The 17,329-nt window shown below is 73.9% G+C and carries 6 protein-coding genes; 4 read left to right on the top strand and 2 right to left on the bottom strand.

What is annotated here, in order from left to right:
• Nucleotides 1-7: 7 nt before the first annotated feature.
• Complete coding sequence (locus J7W19_RS32085) at nucleotides 8-11,095, top strand: type I polyketide synthase (protein ID WP_459214087.1); 11,088 nt, start codon at nucleotides 8-10, stop codon at nucleotides 11,093-11,095.
• Nucleotides 11,096-11,497: 402 nt separating this feature from the next.
• Here the strand turns inward: J7W19_RS32085 and J7W19_RS32080 are convergent, their stop codons facing one another.
• Nucleotides 11,498-13,933, bottom strand: coding sequence for a helix-turn-helix domain-containing protein (locus J7W19_RS32080; RefSeq protein ID WP_004948596.1), 2,436 nt, complete (start codon nucleotides 13,931-13,933; stop codon nucleotides 11,498-11,500).
• Between the two features lie 263 nt (nucleotides 13,934-14,196).
• Between J7W19_RS32080 and J7W19_RS32075 the strand changes: the two genes are divergently transcribed.
• Nucleotides 14,197-15,129 carry a ribosome-inactivating family protein gene (locus tag J7W19_RS32075; protein WP_233478203.1) on the top strand — a complete coding sequence of 311 codons (933 nt, stop codon included), beginning with the start codon at nucleotides 14,197-14,199 and terminating at the stop codon, nucleotides 15,127-15,129.
• A 163-nt stretch (nucleotides 15,130-15,292) separates the two neighbouring features.
• Entirely contained in the window at nucleotides 15,293-15,799 is a 507-nt protein-coding gene (locus J7W19_RS32070) for an RICIN domain-containing protein (protein ID WP_004948591.1), read from the top strand.
• A gap of 126 nt (nucleotides 15,800-15,925) precedes the next feature.
• On the opposite strand, the gene J7W19_RS32065 is transcribed toward J7W19_RS32070, so the two are convergent.
• The gene (locus J7W19_RS32065; RefSeq protein ID WP_004948589.1) at nucleotides 15,926-16,591 is read right to left on the bottom strand and encodes a class I SAM-dependent methyltransferase; all 666 of its coding nucleotides are present in this window, start codon (nucleotides 16,589-16,591) and stop codon (nucleotides 15,926-15,928) included.
• A 129-nt stretch (nucleotides 16,592-16,720) separates the two neighbouring features.
• Between J7W19_RS32065 and J7W19_RS32060 the strand changes: the two genes are divergently transcribed.
• Nucleotides 16,721-17,305 carry a helix-turn-helix domain-containing protein gene (locus J7W19_RS32060; protein WP_004948586.1) on the top strand — a complete coding sequence of 195 codons (585 nt, stop codon included), beginning with the start codon at nucleotides 16,721-16,723 and terminating at the stop codon, nucleotides 17,303-17,305.
• Nucleotides 17,306-17,329 lie beyond the last annotated feature (24 nt).

The following is a 17,329-nucleotide window of genomic DNA, read 5'->3' as shown; positions in this document are numbered from 1 at the left end:
CGGCCGGGTGCCGGTCCCGCGCGGCGCGGACCGGCACCCGGCCGGGCGGAGCGAGCCCAGTGACATGAGTGACCGAGGAATGCGAGTGACGACCGTGGATACACCTGTCCAGAAGATCGCCGAGGCCCTGCGCGCGTCGCTGCTGGAGAACGAGCGGCTGCGCCGGCGATACGACGAGGCCGCGGCGGCGAGCGCCGCCGCCGTGGAGCCCGTGGCGATCGTGGGCATGAGCTGCCGTTTCCCCGGGGACGTGGAGTCCCCGGAGGACCTGTGGCGGCTCGTCGACGCGGGCACCGACGCGATCACCGCGTTCCCCGGCGACCGCAACTGGGACCTGGACGCGGTGTACGACCCGGAGGGGCAGCGTCCGCACACCAGCTACACCGGGCAGGGCGGATTCCTGCACCGCGCGCCGGAGTTCGACGCGGCGTTCTTCGGGATGAGCCCGCACGAGGCGACGGCGACCGATCCGCAGCAGCGCCTGCTCCTGGAGGTCGCCTGGGAGGCGTTCGAGCGCTCCGGCATCGACCCGCAGAGCCTCGCCGGCAGCCGGACGGGTGTGTACGCAGGGGTGATGGCCACCGACTACCCGGTGCGGGTGGGCACGGTCCCCGACGGCGCCGAGGGCTTCATGGTCACCGGCACGGACGGCAGCATCGTGTCCGGCCGGATCTCCTACACCCTCGGCCTCGAAGGCCCCGCCGTCTCCATCGACACCGCCTGCTCCTCCTCCCTCGTGGCGCTGCACCTGGCGGTGCAGGCGCTCCGCAAGGGCGAGTGCACACTCGCTCTGGCCGGCGGCGTCACCGTGATGTCCACCCCGCGGACGTTCGTCGAGTTCAGCCGGCAGCGCGGGCTGGCCCTGGACGGCCGCTGCCGCGCCTTCGCCGACGCCGCCGCGGGTACGGGCTGGGGCGAGGGCGCCGGGATGCTCGTCCTGGAGCGGCTGTCGGACGCGCGCCGCAACGGCCGCCGGATCCTGGCCGTGGTGCGGGGTTCCGCGCTGAACCAGGACGGCGCCAGCAACGGCCTCACCGCCCCCAACGGCCCCTCCCAGCAGCGCGTCATCCGCCAGGCGCTGGCCGACGCGCGGCTCGGCCCGGCGGACGTGGACGTCGTGGAGGCCCATGGCACGGGCACCGTCCTCGGTGACCCGATCGAGGCCCAGGCGCTGATGGCCACGTACGGGAAGGAGCGGCCGGAGGGACGGCCGCTGTGGCTGGGTTCGGTGAAGTCGAACATCGGGCACACCCAGGCCGCCGCGGGGGTGGCCGGGGTGATCAAGGCCGTGATGGCGATGCGGCACGGTGTGCTGCCCAGGACGCTGCACGTGGACGCCCCGTCGTCCAAGGTGGACTGGGAGGACGGGACGGTGGCGCTGCTCACCGAGCCGGTGCCGTGGGAGGGCGGCGGCCCCCGCCGCGCGGCCGTGTCGTCCTTCGGCCTCAGCGGCACCAACGCCCATGTGATCCTGGAGGAGGCCCCGCCGGCGGATCCGGCCGCGGCCGAAGCGGCCGGTACCGGGCAGGCGGGTACCGGGGCAGTCGAGGACGGGAAAGCCGGCGTCAAGGAAACCGACGCTGAGCAAACCGGCGCCCGGGAAGCCGCCGCGCCGCTCCCCTTCCTCCTCTCGGCCCGCGGCGACGCGGCGCTGCGCGCCCAGGCGGGCCGGCTGGCCGACCGCCTCGCGGCCGACCCCGCCCTCCGCCCGGCGGACGTCGCGCACTCGCTGCTGACGACCCGCGCCGCGCTGGAGCACCGGGCCGTGCTGGTCGCCGACGGCACGGAGGAGCTGCTGGCCGGACTGCGGGCGGCGGCGGCCGGGGAGGCGCCGGACGACCTGGTGCGCGGTACCGTCGCCGGCGGCCGGTCGAAGGTCGTCTTCGTCTTCCCCGGGCAGGGTTCCCAGTGGGCCGGCATGGCCCGTGAACTCCTCGACTCCTCCCCCGCGTTCGCCGAGCGGATCCGGCAGTGCGCGGCGGCCGTCGGCCGGTTCGTCGACTGGGACCTGCTCGCCGTCCTGCGCGGCGAACCGGGCACGCCGGACCTGGAGCGGGTGGACGTCGTCCAGCCGGCGCTGTTCGCCGTGCTCGTCTCCCTCGCCGAACTGTGGCGGGCGCACGGGGTGAAGCCCGCCGCGGTGGTCGGCCATTCCCAGGGCGAGATCGCCGCCGCCTGTGTGGCGGGCGCGCTGTCCCTGGAGGACGCGGCCCGCGTGGTGACGCTGCGCAGCCAGGCCATCGCCCGTCGGCTGGCGGGCCCCGGCGGCATGATGTCGGTGTCGTCGCCCGCCGACCGGGTCGCGGAGCGGCTGCTGCGCTGGGACGGCCGGCTGTCCGTCGCCGCGGTCAACGGGCCGGGCTCGGTGGCGGTGTCCGGCGACTCGGACGCGCTGGACGAACTCCTCACCGAACTGCGGGCCGAGGACGTCTGGGCGCGCCGGATCCCGGTCGACTACGCCTCGCACTCCGCCCATGTGGAGTCCATCGAGGCCGAGTTGCTGGAGGCGCTGGCGGACATCAGGCCGCGGGCGTCCCGGATCCCGTTCTACTCGACCGTGACCGCGTCGCGGATCGACACCAGCGGCCTCGACGCGGCGTACTGGTACCGCAACCTGCGGCAGACCGTGCGCTTCGAGGAGACCACCCGGGCCCTGCTGGCCGACGGCCACGGTGTCTTCGTCGAGTCCAGCCCGCACCCCGTGCTGTCCATGGGCGTCCAGGAGACCGCGGACGCGGCGGGCCGGACGGTGGCGGCGGTGGGCTCGCTGCGCCGTCAGGACGGCGGCGCGCGCCGCTTCCTGCTCTCCCTGGGCGAGGTCTGGGCGCAGGGCGTGGCGGTGGACTGGTCGGTGCCGCTCGCCCCGTACGCGCCGTCGTGGGTGGAGCTGCCCACCTACCCGTTCCAGCGCCGGTTCTACTGGCCGCGCCCCGACGCGTCCGGCGCGGACGTCGTGTCGGCCGGGCTGGACTCCGCCGACCATCCGCTGCTGGGCGCCGTGGTGGCCCTGGCCGGCGCGGACGGGGCGCTGCTGACCGGCCGCATCGGCCTCGACACCCACCCCTGGCTGGCGGACCACGCGGCCGGCGGCGCGGTGCTGCTGCCGGGTACGGCGCTGGTGGAGCTCGCCGTGCGCGCGGGCGACCAGGTCGGCTGCGGCCGGATCGACGAACTCACCCTGACGGAGCCGCTGTTGCTGCCCGCGAAGGGCGGCGTCCAGGTGCAGGTCCGGGTCGGTGTGCCCGGCGCGGACGGCCGGCGGCCGGTGAGCGTGCACGCGCGTCCGCTGACGGGAGCCGCGGCGGACGGCGCCGACCCGGAGTGGACGGCCCACGCGGAGGGCTTCCTCGTCGCCGAGCCCGCCCCGGCGCCCGAGGCCGCCTGGGCGTCGGACGCGCCGGACGTGTGGCCGCCGGCCGGTGCCACCGCGCTGGACGTGTCGGACCTGTACGAGAGGCTCGCCGGCCAGGGGTACGGCTACGGCCCGGCCTTCCAGGGGCTGCGCGCCGCCTGGCGGCGCGGTGACGAGGTGTTCGCCGAGGTCGCCCTGCCCGAGGACGCCCGCGCCGACGCGGCACGGTTCGGCCTGCATCCGGCGCTGCTGGACGCGGCCCTGCACGCCGCCGGGCTCGGCCCGTTCGACACCGCCGCGTCCGACGGGGCGGACGGCGGCGTCCGTCTGCCGTTCAGCTGGACGGGCGTGAGCCTGCGGGCCGTCGGCGCGCAGGCGCTGCGGGTGCGGGTCTCGCCCGCCGGGGACGACGCGGTGGCGCTGCGGCTCGCCGACATGGCGGGGGCACCGGTCGCGTCGGTGGACGCGCTGCTGCTGCGCCCTGTCGCGGCGGGCGCGCTGTCGGCCGCGGCGGCACCGCACCGGGACGCGCTGTTCCGGGTCGAGTGGCAGACCGCGGCCGGTGCGGAGGCGGCCGGGCCGGTGCCGTGGGCGCTGCTGGACGAGGGCGCCGGGTCCGACGCGTACGCCGATCTGCTGCCGTCCGGCGGACCGGTGGACGGGCCGGAGCCGGACCTGCTGCTCCTCCCGTGCCCTCCCGGCGGGGGCGTCATGGACGCCGACGACGTCGAAGCCGTGCCGCGGCGGCTGCGCGAGGTCCTGGGGACGGTACTGGAGGCGCTGCAGCGCTGGTCGGCGGAGGGCCGCCCGGACTCCTCCCGACTGGCGGTGGTCACCCGGGGCGCCGCCGGGCCTGCGGGTCAGGCGTCATCGGCGGGATCATCGGTCGATCCGATCGGCGCGGCGGTGTGGGGTCTGGTGCGCGCCGCGCAGGCCGAGACGCCCGACTGCTTCGTCCTGGTCGACACGGACGGCACACCGGAGTCGGCGCGGCGCCTCGCGGTGGCCGCCCTGACGAGCGGAGAGCCGGAACTGGCCTTGCGCGAGGGCGAGATGCACGTCCCCCGCCTCGTCCGCACCACGCCCCGACCCGCTTCGGACGAACCGGCGTTGACCGGATTCGAGGACTGGGGCCCGCAGGACAGCGCTCTGATCACCGGCGGCACGGGCGGCCTCGCCACCCTCCTCGCCGAACACCTCATCACCCACCACCACATCACCAACATCACCCTCGCCAGCCGCCAAGGCCCGAATCACCCTGGGGCCACCGAGCTGGTGAACCGCCTCACCGAACTCGGCGGCAACATCACCCTCACCGCCTGCGACGTCAGCGACCCCACCCAGGTCACCGACCTCCTCACCGGTATCCCCCACCTCAAGGCGATCATCCACACCGCAGGCGTCCTCAACGACGCCACCCTCACCAACCAAACCCCCCACCACCTCCACACCACCCTCACCCCCAAAGCCGACGCCGCCTGGCACCTCCACCACACCACCCAACACCTCAACCTCCCCCTCACCCACTTCATCCTCTACTCCAGCGCAGCCGCCACCCTCGACGGCGCAGGACAAGCCAACTACGCCGCCGCCAACGCCTTCCTCGACGCCCTCGCCCACCACCGCCACACCCACCACCTCCCCGCACAATCCCTCGCCTGGGGACTCTGGACCCAGGACACCGGGATGACCTCCCACCTGTCCTCGGCGGACGTCGACCAGATGGCACGGTCCGGCGTGCGGGGGCTGTCGGCGGCGGAAGGGCTGGCGCTGTTCGACACGGCCGTGGCCGACGGGACGCCCGTCCTGCTGCCGGTCCGGCTGGACCCGGCCGCGCTGCGCGAGCGCCCCGGCGGCCTTCCGCCGCTGCTCAGCCGCCTGGTGCGGCCGGCGGCGCGGCGCGCCACCGCGTCCGCCGCCACCGGTGACGGCGGCACGCTGGCCCACCAGGTGCTCCGGATGGCGGCCCCCGAGCGCGAGCGCCTCCTCCTGGACCTGGTGCGTACTCAGGTCGCCGGGATCCTGGGGCACGAGAGCGGTGACGCCGTCGAACCGGACCGTGCCTTCAAGGACCTGGGCTTCGACTCCCTCACGTCCGTGGCCCTGCGCAACCGGCTCGGCGCGGCGGCGGGCGTCCGCCTGCCCGTCACGCTGGTCTTCGACCACCCCACGCCGGCCGCACTGGCGGCGTACCTCGGGTCCGAACTGACCGGCGGGGAAGCGGAACCGCAGGGCGCGTCACCGGCCACCGGAGCGCGGGCGGCGGACGAGCCGATCGCCATCGTCGGCATGAGCTGCCGCTTCCCCGGCGGCGTCACCACGCCCGAGGAGCTCTGGCGGCTGCTGGCGGAGGGCCGGGACGGGATCACCCCGTTCCCCGAGGACCGAGGCTGGGACCTGGAGACCCTCTGCGACACAAGCGGTCTGCGGCCGAACACCAGCCACGCCGACACGGGCGGTTTCCTCTACGACGCGGCGGAGTTCGACGCCGAGTTCTTCGGCATCTCCCCCCGCGAGGCCCTCGGCACCGACCCCCAGCAACGCCTGCTGCTGGAAGCCTCCTGGGAAGCCCTCGAACGCGCCGGAATCAACCCCCACACCCTCCGCGGCACCACCACCGGCGTCTTCACCGGCATCATGTACCACGACTACGCCTCACGCCTCACCCACACCCCCCTCCCCGAAGGCGTCGACACCTACCTCGGCAACGGCAGCCTCGGCAGCGTCGCCTCAGGCCGCATCTCCTACACCCTCGGCCTCGAAGGCCCCGCCGTCAGCATCGACACCGCCTGCTCCTCCTCACTCGTCGCACTCCACCTCGCCATCCAGGCCCTCCGCAACGGCGAATGCTCGCTGGCTCTCGCGGGCGGTGTGTCGGTGATGTTCACCCCCGAGACGTTCGTCGACTTCAGCAGGCAGCGCAATCTTGCCCCGGACGGGCGGACGAAGGCGTTCGCCGGAGCGGCGAACGGCACCAGCCTCTCCGAGGGCGTGGGCATGCTGCTCGTGGAACGGCTGTCCGACGCGCGCCGCAACGGTCACCGCGTTCTGGCGGTCGTGCGAGGCTCGGCGGTCAACCAGGACGGCGCCAGCAACGGACTGACCGCCCCCAACGGCCCCTCCCAGCAACGGGTCATCCGCCAGGCTCTCGACAACGCCGGCCTCACCCCCATCGACGTCCAGGCCGTCGAGGCCCACGGCACGGGGACGAAGCTGGGCGACCCGATCGAGGCGCAGGCGCTCCTGGCGACCTACGGCAAGGACCGCGCGGCGGAACGGCCGCTGTGGCTCGGGTCGGTGAAGTCCAACCTGGGCCACACGCAGGCGGCGGCGGGCGTCGCCGGTGTCATCAAGATGGTCATGGCGATGCGCAACGGCGTCCTCCCCAAGACCCTGCACGTCGACGAACCGACACCGCACGTCGACTGGACGGCCGGACACGTACGGCTGCTCACCGAGGCGACGCCATGGGATGACGAGACCGCTCCCCGGCGGGCGGGAGTCTCGTCCTTCGGGATCAGCGGGACGAACGCCCACGTGATCCTGGAGGAAGCCCCGCGGGAGCCGGCCGCCCCCGCCCCGGAGCCGTCGTCCACGCGACCGGTGCTCTGGCCGCTCTCCGCCACCAGCGCGCAGGCCCTGCGCGCCCAGGCCCGTCGGCTGCTGGACGTACTCCCGGACGACGACGGCCTTGCGCCGATCGGCCTCGCCCTGGCCACCACCCGGGCCCACTTCGACCACCGCGCCGTCGTCACCGGCCGCACCCGCACCGAACTCGTCACCGCCCTGACCGCCCTCACCGACGGCACGTCCGCCCCCGGCCTCACCCAGGGCACGGCCCGCACCACCGGCAGAACCGCCTTCCTGTTCACCGGGCAGGGCGCACAACGGCTCGGGATGGGCCGGGAACTGTACGAGACGTTCCCGGTGTTCGCCAAGGCACTCGACGAGGTGTGCGCCCATCTCGACCAGCCGTTGAAGGACGTCCTCTTCGGTCAGGACGGCGAACTGCTGAACCGCACCGAGTACGCCCAGCCTGCCCTGTTCGCTGTTGAGACGGCGTTGTTCCGCCTGGTGGAGTCCTGGGGTGTGCGGCCGGAGATGCTGGCCGGGCACTCCATCGGAGAGATCGCGGCAGCGCATGTCGCCGGGGTGCTGTCGTTGGCGGACGCGTGCGCGCTGGTGGCCGCACGCGGCCGGCTGATGCAAGCCCTCCCCGAGGGCGGTGTGATGGCTGCTCTCCAGGCCACCGAGACCGAAGCCCTCACCCTGCTGGGTGACGCCCAGGACGCGGCCATCGCCGCCGTCAACGGCCCCCGCGCGGTTGTCGTATCGGGCGCCGAGGCCACGGTCACCGCGATCGTGGAGAAGCTGCGCGAGCAGGGCCGCAAGACCTCGCTGCTGAAGGTGTCGCACGCCTTCCACTCACCCCTGATGGAGCCGATGCTGGAGGACTTCCGCACGGTCGTCGCGGGCCTGTCCTTCACCGAGCCCCGCATCCCCATCGTCTCCACCGTCACCGGACTAGCAGCAACAGCCGAGGAGTTGACGAGCGTCGAGTACTGGGTGGAGCACGTCCGACGCCCCGTCCGCTTCGCCGACGCCATCACCACCCTCACCACCGACGGCATCACCACCTTCCTGGAAATCGGCCCCGACGCCGTCCTCACAGCGATGGCGGCCGACCACACCACGGCCACCTGCGTGCCCCTCCAACGCCGCAACCGCCCCGAGGACCGCGAGGCCCTCACCGCCCTCGCCCACCTGTGGACCCACGGCCACCCCATCGACTGGCAAACCCTCCACCCCGCGACCCCCACCAGCCAAGTCGACCTCCCCACCTACCCCTTCCAACGCCGCCGCTACTGGATCGACCCCGCGCCCGAGGCGGGCGACGTGACGGCCGTGGGGCAGGCCGCGGCGGGTCACCCGCTGCTGGGTGCCGTCGTGCAGCGTGCGGGTTCCGACGAGACCATCCTCACCGGCCGCGTCTCCCTGCGGACGCACCCGTGGCTGGCGGACCACGCCATCGGTGACACCGTGCTCGTACCCGGCACCGCGCTCACCGAACTGGCCCTGCGCGCCGGCGAGCACGCCGGCACACCGCACGTCGAGGAACTGACGCTCCAGGAGCCGCTGGTGCTGCTCCCGGAGCAGTCGCTGGACCTCCAGGTGGTGGTGGGCGCGCCCGACGGTTCCGGGGCCCGGCCCGTCACCGTCCACTCGCGCCCTCACTCCGCCGATGCCCTGACGGACGAGTCGTGGACGCAGCACGCCCAGGGCACGCTCGTCGGGCGGCTCCCCGCGGGCGAGGCCCCCGAGGCGGCGGAGACGGAGACCTGGCCGCCCGCCGGGTCCCGGCCGATCCCGGTGGACGACGCTTACGCGGAACTCGCTTCCCAGGGCTACCACTACGGTCCCGTCTTCCAGGGGCTCCAGGCCGCCTGGCGGCTCGGGGACGACGTCTGCGCCGAGGTCGCGCTCCCCGAGGAAGCCCACGGCGACGCCGGCGCGTTCGGTATCCACCCCGCGCTCCTCGATGCCGCCCTGCACGCCATCGACGCGGGCCGTGCCGGGGAAACGTCCGAGGACGGTTCCGGCACGCTGCTGCCCTTCGCGTGGCAAGGGGTGTCGCTGCACGCGACGGGTGCGACGCGCCTGCGCGTGCGGATCAGGCGGACGGCGGAGCACGCACTGTCCGTCGTCGCGACCGACGAGCGGGGGGCGCCGGTGGTCACCATCCGGTCCCTCGTCCTGCGGGCGCTCAGCGGCGAGCGGTTGCGGGCGGCCGGGCAGCGCCCGCTGTTCACCGTCACCTGGACGCCCGCCGACCGGCCCGGGCCCGGTAGCGGCCCGGCGGACGTGCTGACCGTCCGTCCCGGCGGCGGCACGCCTGATGCGGACGCGTGGGTGGCCGACGCCGAGGCGCTGCTGCCGGACGTCCTCCCGGCCCATGTGGTCGTCCGCTGCGACGCGGATCCCACCTCGTCGCCAGAGGCTCCCGACGGGCTGTCCGCCGCCGTGCGGGCCGGCGCCGGGCGGGTCGTGGCACTGCTGCGGCGCTGGCTGGCGGACGAGCGGTTCGCCGGGTCCCGGGTCACGCTGGTCACCCGGCGTGCCGTCGCGGCCGGCCGGCCCGGCGAGGCGGCCGGGGACGTGCCGGACCTGGCGGGCTCGGCCGTCTGGGGTCTGGTGCGCGCGGTACGCGAGGAGCACCCGGGCCGGGTGGGGCTGGTGGACGTGGACGGCGCCCCGGAGTCGGAGGACGTCCTGCCGGCCGTCCTGGCGAGCGGTGAGCCCGAGGCCGCCGTGCGCGGCGGGACGGTCCTCCTCCCCCGGCTCGTCCGGGTGTCCGCGAGGGGTACGGAGGCGGACGCGTCGAGCGCTCCGTTCGGCGACGGCACCGGCACGGTGTTGGTGACCGGCGGCACGGGCGGGCTGGGCCGTGTGCTCGCCCGGCATCTGGCGGCGTCCCACGGGGTGCGCCACCTGCTGCTGCTCAGCCGCCGGGGTCCGGCGGCCGAGGGAGTCGGCGAACTGATCGCCGAACTCGCCGAGTCGGGTGCGACCGCCGATGTCGTGGCCTGTGACGCGGCGGACCCGGACGAGCTGGCGGCCGTCCTCGCCCGGATTCCGGCGGACCGTCCGCTGTCCGGCGTCGTCCACGCCGCCGGTGTGCTGGACGACGCGACACTGGCCTCCCTGACGCCCGAGCGGTTCGAGAGCGTGCTGCGTCCGAAGGTGGACGCGGCGCTCACCCTGCACCGGTTGACGGCGGACGCCGGGCTGTCGGCGTTCGTGCTGTTCTCGTCGGCCGCGGGCACGCTGGGTGCGGCGGGTCAGGGCAACTACGCGGCGGCGAACGCCTTCCTGGACGCGCTCGCCCTGCACCGCCGGGCCCAGGGGCTTCCCGGGCTGTCGCTGGCCTGGGGCCTGTGGGAGGCGGGTTCGGGCATGGGCGACCGGCTCTCCGAGGCCGACCTGCGGCGCATGGCGCGCTCGGGCGTGCGGGCGCTGTCGCCCGACGAGGGCCTGGCCCTGTTCGACGCCGCGCTGTCGGCCGGTCCCGCGGCCGTGCTGCCGATGGCGCTGGACACCGCCCGCGTCCGGTCCGGGGGCGGCACCGACGAGGTGCCGGCGATGCTGCGTTCGCTGGTCCGCGCACCGGCCCGACGGCCCGCCGCCGCGGGCGCCGGGGCGGAGGCTCCGGGCACGGCCCTCGCCGAACGGCTGGCGGCCCTGTCGGAGGAGGAGCAGGAACGCACCCTGCTGCACCTGGTGCGCAGCCACACCGCCGAGGTGCTCGGCTACGCCCGCGCCCAGGACGTCGATCCGCTGCGCGGTTTCGTCGAGTCGGGCTTCGACTCCCTGACGGCCCTGGAGCTGCGCAACCGGCTGGGCGGTGCCAGCGGGGTCCGGCTGCCGTCCACGCTGATCTACGACCACCCGACGCCGCTGGCCGCCGCCCGCCACCTGCGCGCCGAGCTGGTCGGCGCGACGGTCCCGGCGGGCCCGTCGCTGGAGGCCGAACTCGCCGCCCTGGAAGCGGCCATGGCCGGTGCCGCGCCGGACCCGGACGAGCACGCCCGGATCGCGGCACGGCTGCGCTCGCTGGCGGCCCGCTGGGGCGCGGCCCTCCACCCGGCCGGCGAGCAGACGCCGGAGGACGACCGGGCGGAACTGGAGTCGGCCACCGCCGACGAGTTGTTCGACATCCTGGACGGCGAGTTGGACGTGAGCTGACACGCGTCCGGGCTGCTCGATCGGGGCAGCCGGGAGCGGCGAGGGCCGGGCGCCACACCCCTGTGGCGGCCGGCCCTTACCGTTGCGGCTCGCGACAGCACGTGCCTGCCGGACTCCCGGCCGCCGGGCGCCCGCACCGGCGTTCGCGGGCCAGGGTCCGCCGGCTCGCGCGCACCCTCACCTGACCATGGCGGCGTTGCCGTGGCACGGGCGTGTGCGTCTCGCGCGAGGGCCCCTTCGTGAAGGACAAGACGAGCGCAAGCAGGAACCCCGTGAGCCACGGACTCGGCTGTGTCTCATGGAACGTCTCATGGAACGCGGCGCGCAGCGCGGTTCAGTGTGACGCGGAGGTGTCTTCCCAGTCGCTTTCCGCCGCCGCTTCGTTGTTCTCAGCGCACTTTCTCAGTCGCCGTTCAGGTCGGGACGGCTCATGGATCCTGTGTGCCCGGCGGTCGGACTGTCGCCATCGGCTCTGCCGGCTTCGTCGAGCAGGAGCAGCTGGGCGGCGGCTTCGAGTTGACGGGGGTGGTTGAGTCCGACGAGGGCATCGTGGGCGGCGGTCAGCGTGCGGCGGGCCTCTCCGGTGCGGTGGAGGTGGCGCAGGACGATGCCGAGGTCCAGGCGGACCGGTTCGCTCCAGGCGGGCATGCGTGCCGCCTCGAAGCGGGCGACCGCGTGCCGCAGCGGCGCTTCGGCCTCCTCCCAGCGGTGCAGCGTCGCGAGGTCGTTGCCGATGTGCCGCTGGACCGACGCCCGGTACAGGCTGATCAGTTCGTGCGGCTTCCCCGGGATGCCGGCCCGGCACAGAGCCTCGCTGCGCCGGTGGATGGCAAGGGCCTCGTCCGGGCGGCCGACCTGGCGCAAGTGCTGGCCCAGGAGGTTGAGCGTGGAGAGTTCGGCGAGGCGGCTTTGCGCGTCGCTCCGGTGGCTGAGGCAGTCGGCGGCTTGGTGGAGGTGGGCGATGGCTTGGTCGGTCCGTCCGAGTCCGTTGAGTGCGCGTGCCGCGTAGTTGAGGGCCCAGCCGGCCTGGAGCCGGTCGTCGCTCTCGCGCGCCAGGGCCAGGGCGGCCTGTGCGGTGCTCAGCGCGGTGGTGTGGTCGTGGCGGCAGGTGGTGTGGGCCCAGGCGAGGTAGTTGAGGTGGACGGTTTCGTCGCGTCGGCTGCCCAGGGCGCGGGCCGAGTCGACGGCCCGCCCGAAGACCTCCGCCCACAGTTCCCAGTGCAGGACGCGGTCGGAGAACCAGTGCATCGCCTCGGCGGTGTCGAGAACCTGCTGGTGCCGGCCGGCCGCCTGGGCCCGGTGGAAAGCGGCGAGCCACTGGGCCCGTTCGGCCTCCAGCCAGGCGTGGGCTTGCTCCTGGCCGGCGGGCGCGGTGGCCGGGTCGGGGTCTCCGCCGGGGGTGTCGGGCTGGTGGTCGGGGTTGAAGAGCTGCGCTGCGGCGGCGGCGCGGCGCAGCATCCAGGCGTCGGTGCGGGTGCGGGCGGCGGTGATGTCGGCCGGGGTGTCCTCTTCGGCGGTCTGTTCGATGGCGAACAGGTGCAGCAGGTCGTGGAAGCGGTAGCGGTCGCTGGTGGGGTGGGGCTGCAGGAGGCCGGCGTCGGTGAGGTCCTGGGCGCAGCGGGCGGTCCGGCGCGGGGGCAGACCGGCCAGGAGGGCGGCGGTCTCGGGGCTGACGTCGGGGCCGTCGGCGAGGGCGGCGCGGCGGAAGACGGTGCGGGTGGCCTCGTCCAGTTGCCGGTAGGACAGGGCGAAGGCGGCGCGTACCTGGAGGGAGCCGGTGCGCAGGGCATCGAGGCGGTCTTCGTGGGCGGCGAGCCGGCCGGCGAGTTTGGCCAGGCGCTCGCCGGGGCGGGCGGCGAGGCGTTGGGCGGCGATGCGCACGGCCAGCGGCAGGTGCCCGCACAACTCCGCGAGGTCGCGGGCGGCCTGGGCCTCGCGCCGGACCCGCTCGGGTCCGATGACGCGGACGATCAGTTCGACGGCTTCTTCGCGGCGCAGCAGGGTGAGTTCGGTGCGGTGGACGGCTTCGAGGCCGGCCAGGGCGTGGCGGCTGGTGACCAGGGTGAGGGTGGGGCCCTGGCCGGGCAGCAGGGGGCGGACCTGGTCCTCGCCGGCGGCGTTGTCGAGCAGGAGCAGGACGCGCCGCTCGCGCAGGACGGAGCGCAGCAGGCCGGAGCGGTCCTCGGTGTCGGCGGGGATCGCGTCCGCGGGGATTCCCAGGGCGCGCAGGAGCCGGGCGAGTGCGTCGCGGGGAGCGAGGGGACGAGGGTCCATGCCGCGCAGGTCGAGGGCGAACTGCCCGTCGGGGAAGTGCGGGGCCAGGGTATGGGCGGCGTGCACGGCGAAGGCGGTCTTGCCCAGGCCCGGCTGTCCGCAGACCACCGCGATGGGCGGCCGGGCCGGATCGAGGTCTTCCACCAGGGCGCGGAGCCGGTCGAGGGCCGGGCCGCGGGCGGTGAAGTCGCTCAGGTCGCGGGGCAGGGTGAGCGTGTGGTGGGCGGCCGTCCGCGCGGGTGGCGTCCGCGAGGTGGTGGTATCGCCGGTGCCGGTGGGTCCGGCGGCCGGGCGGGCGGCCTTGACATCGGCGGGGCGGGGGCGGCCCAGGCTCGCCAGGCGCTCCAGTTCCCGGGCAGCCGCGGCATCCAGGCGCAGGGCGGCGGCCAGGGCCTGCACGGTCCGGCGCTGCGGGCCGCGGGAGCGGCCTCGCTCCATGTCCGAGAGCCCGCGCACACTGACTCCGGCACTCTGCGCCAGCTCCGCCTGGCTGAGGCCCGCGCCGGTGCGCAGCGCGTGCAGGTGCGCGCCGAAGTCGCCGCCGGCCGGTGTCCCGGTGTCCATCCGTGTGCATCCCCTGATCGACGTGACCGGCAGAAGTGGCGAAGCCATCCGGCAGAAGTATGCCTGACGCTACTTCTGCCGGTGGAAATGCCTGGTCTGCCACCGGTGCCTCGGGTTGGCTTGCGGCGCGGACAAGGCCCGGAACACCGGCGCCTCCCGAACCGCCACCTTCCTCTTCGCGGAGCCCCCGCCTCAGCGGCCGGCCCGCGCCGACCGCCTCAGGAAAGGCCACCCCGATGCATCCGATAGGCGCCGTACGGCACGTGGGCAGACGGCTGGGCACATTGCTCCTGGCCCTTCTGGCCACCTGCACCCTGGTGACCGTGGGCACCAGGCCGGCCCACGCCGAGACCACCGAGCAGTACCTCAGGCTCACCTGGGACCTGACGAACCTGGACGCCGAAGGCGCGGGCCAAGAGCGTGAGGACCGGTACCGACGGTTCGTCAATCAGCTCCGTGAAGCCGCGGCCAGCCCCATGGCCGGGGTTGACACCGAGGACATGTTTGACACGCCGAGAGGGACGCGCACGAACCGCGTCGTCGAAGTCAGCATCTGGACCATCAACGGCCGGGGCGAGCGCGGGATCCATCACATCCTGTACTTCAGCCTGGACGACATGTACCTGCGCGGCTTCACCATCAACAGTGTGAACTACCAGTTCAGAGACGACTCCTATGCGTTTCCTCTGGCGGATCAGGTTCGGAGAGCCAGAAACCTGCCGACTGCGCCGCTCTTCCACCAGATCTACGAAGGAAACTACAACGAGCTGGACGGCCAAACGACTCGCGGTCGCATGCCCTACACCGCGCGCGCCATGCGGGACAGATTGCGGGAACTGGGCAACTTCACTTACGACTCGCGCTACAACTACCGGCGCCAATTGGCCTACATCATCGGTGCCACTGCCGAGGCCGCGCGCTTCGGCTGGATCCGAAACCGCATCGCCGCTGTCCTCAACCACGGATACGACTCAAGCGACGGTAGCTACCCGGACAGCCTCGGCGACTTCGGGGTCGGACTGCAGACCCAGTGGTCGGCCCTGTCCCGCGTCGCCCATCGAACCACTGGAGGCGGGACCAGCAATCCCGTGTACGTCGACGGACGCGCGTACTCCAACATCTCGCAGATCCGTCTCGGCACCGGCGGCGTCCCGCCCCTCGTCCCCTTCCTCGCCCTCCGCTTCCACAAGCCCTGACGGTAGGGAGTTCCGCCGGCCGGCCGCGCCGCACGACGCTCCTGCGCGGCCTGCCAGGACAGGCAGCACCAGCTTTCCATGAACAACCGGCCCCTGCCGGACCGTACCGGCAGGGCCGGGCCCCGCCCCGGCGGGGCAGTGCATTCTCCACGAAAGGTGACCAGTGAAGATCTCTGTGAAAAAGAAGACCGGAACGGTCGGCGTTCTGATCGCCGCGGCCTGCGTGACCGTCATGGCCACGCAGGCCCCGGCATCCGCCCAGAGCATGAGCAGCGGGCTCGCCAACTGGCAGACGGGATACTGCCTCGACGGCGACAAAGAGGGGGCCGTCTACACCAGGGGAAACAGCAACGGCTGCGGTGCGAACAACCCCTACCAGCGCTGGATCTTCCACGCCACCGGCAGCGGTCTGATGCTGGAGAGCACCAAGACCCACCTCTGCCTCACCGGCGGGGGACCGGGAAGCGACCTCGTGACGGCCAAACCCTGCGACTCGACAGACCCCCGGCAGTGGTGGGAGCAGCACTATGTGATGAAGGACGTGTACTGGTTGCTCAACAAGCAGAACAAGCGCGCCCTGGACTCCAATATGAAGGGCAACGTCTACACCAGCCCCTTCTCGGACTCCAACCAATGGATGAAGTGGTACATCCCGTACACGTCGAACTGAGGCCCGCCCCGGGCTCCGCCCGCGGCCGCGTCAGCCCTTCCTCCGGACCACCCGCTCAAGCCCGCGCGGTGGCCCATGGCCCGGAACGCGACACGTCGTCGGCACCCCGCACTCCGTTCCGATTCGTCAACCCGTCAACCGACGGATCGCGACCACCGTGTCCGTGACCATGGCCGTCTGCCCGCCCGGCCCGGTGGCCTCGCGCCGGGGGCGGTCGAGGCGTTCGGGCCGCCACACGGCGGGGTCCAGGTCGAGCGCGTCGTAGATCTCTTCCGGCGCGGGGAAGCGGGTGTCGGGGTCGGGGTCCCAGGACCAGGGCCGGACGGAGCCGTGGTCGACGACGAGGAGAAGCCCTCCGGCGGCCAGCGCCCGCGCGGCACGCTGGAAGACCCGGGCCCGGGGCAGGTCGAACGGGGTCTGCAGGTACTGGGCGTTGATCAGGTCGAAGGTACCGGCGGGGAAGGTGCGGGCAAGGTCGTGCTGTTCGACGGTCAGCCGCTGTGCGACGGCGGTGCCGGCGGCGACGGCCCGCGCGGTGGTACGGGCCAGGGCGGTCGGCGCGATGTCGACGGCGGTGACCGTCCAGCCCCGGGAGGCCAGCCACACCGCGTCCCCGCCCTCGCCGCTGCCCAGGTCGAGTGCGGTTCCGGGGGCGATGGCCCGCGCGGTCTCGGCGAGCAGCGGGTTGGGGCGGCCCGACCAGACGGGCTCTGCCCGGTCGGCGTAGACGCGCTCCCAGAAGCGTGCGGCCTCTTCGGGGGCCCGGTCGGTGTCGGCGTTCCTGTCCGTCATGGAGGTGCTCCCTGTTGTCGAAGTTCTCTAAGTCGTCGAAGTTGTCGAAGTTGTCGAAGTTTTCGAACCCCGGCGGACGGCCGGGCGATCGGTTGCACGCGTTCATGCCGTTTCGGCAAGGTGGTGCGCATGGACGAACGGGACGAACTGAAGGAGACCCTCGCCGCCGTCGGCCCCCGGCTGCGGGAGCTGCGGCGGCGGCGCGGGGTCACGCTGGCGGCACTGTCGCGGACGACGGGGATCTCGGAGAGCACGCTGTCGCGTCTGGAGGGCGGTGAGCGCAAGCCGACGCTCGAACTGGTCCTCCCGCTGGCCCGCGCGTACGGCGTCCCGCTGGACGAACTGGTGGGTGCCCCGCAGACCGGGGATCCCCGCATCCACCTGCGGCCGGTCCGCCGCCCCGGCCTGACGTACGTTCCGCTGACCCGCCGGGCCGGTGGGATGCAGGCCCACAAGCTGGTCATCCCGCCACGACCGGCCGGGACCGAGCCGGAGACGCGGACGCACGAGGGCTACGAGTGGCTGTACGTCCTGGAGGGCCGGCTGCGTCTGATCCTCGGTGATCGGGACCTCGTGCTCACCCCCGGCGAGGCGGCCGAGTTCGACACCCATGTGCCGCACTGGATGGGACCGGCTGACGACCGGCCGGTCGAACTGCTGGTGCTGTTCGGCAGCCAGGGCGAGCGCGCCCATCTCCGGGCCCGCACGACCTGACGGCGCGCCGCGGGCGTCGCGCGA

The organism is Streptomyces mobaraensis NBRC 13819 = DSM 40847, from assembly GCF_017916255.1.
In the GTDB taxonomy this organism is placed as follows: Bacteria; Actinomycetota; Actinomycetes; order Streptomycetales; family Streptomycetaceae; genus Streptomyces; species Streptomyces mobaraensis.
Note: the sequence above shows the minus strand (reverse complement) of the source record. Positions and strands in the feature narration are given on the sequence as shown.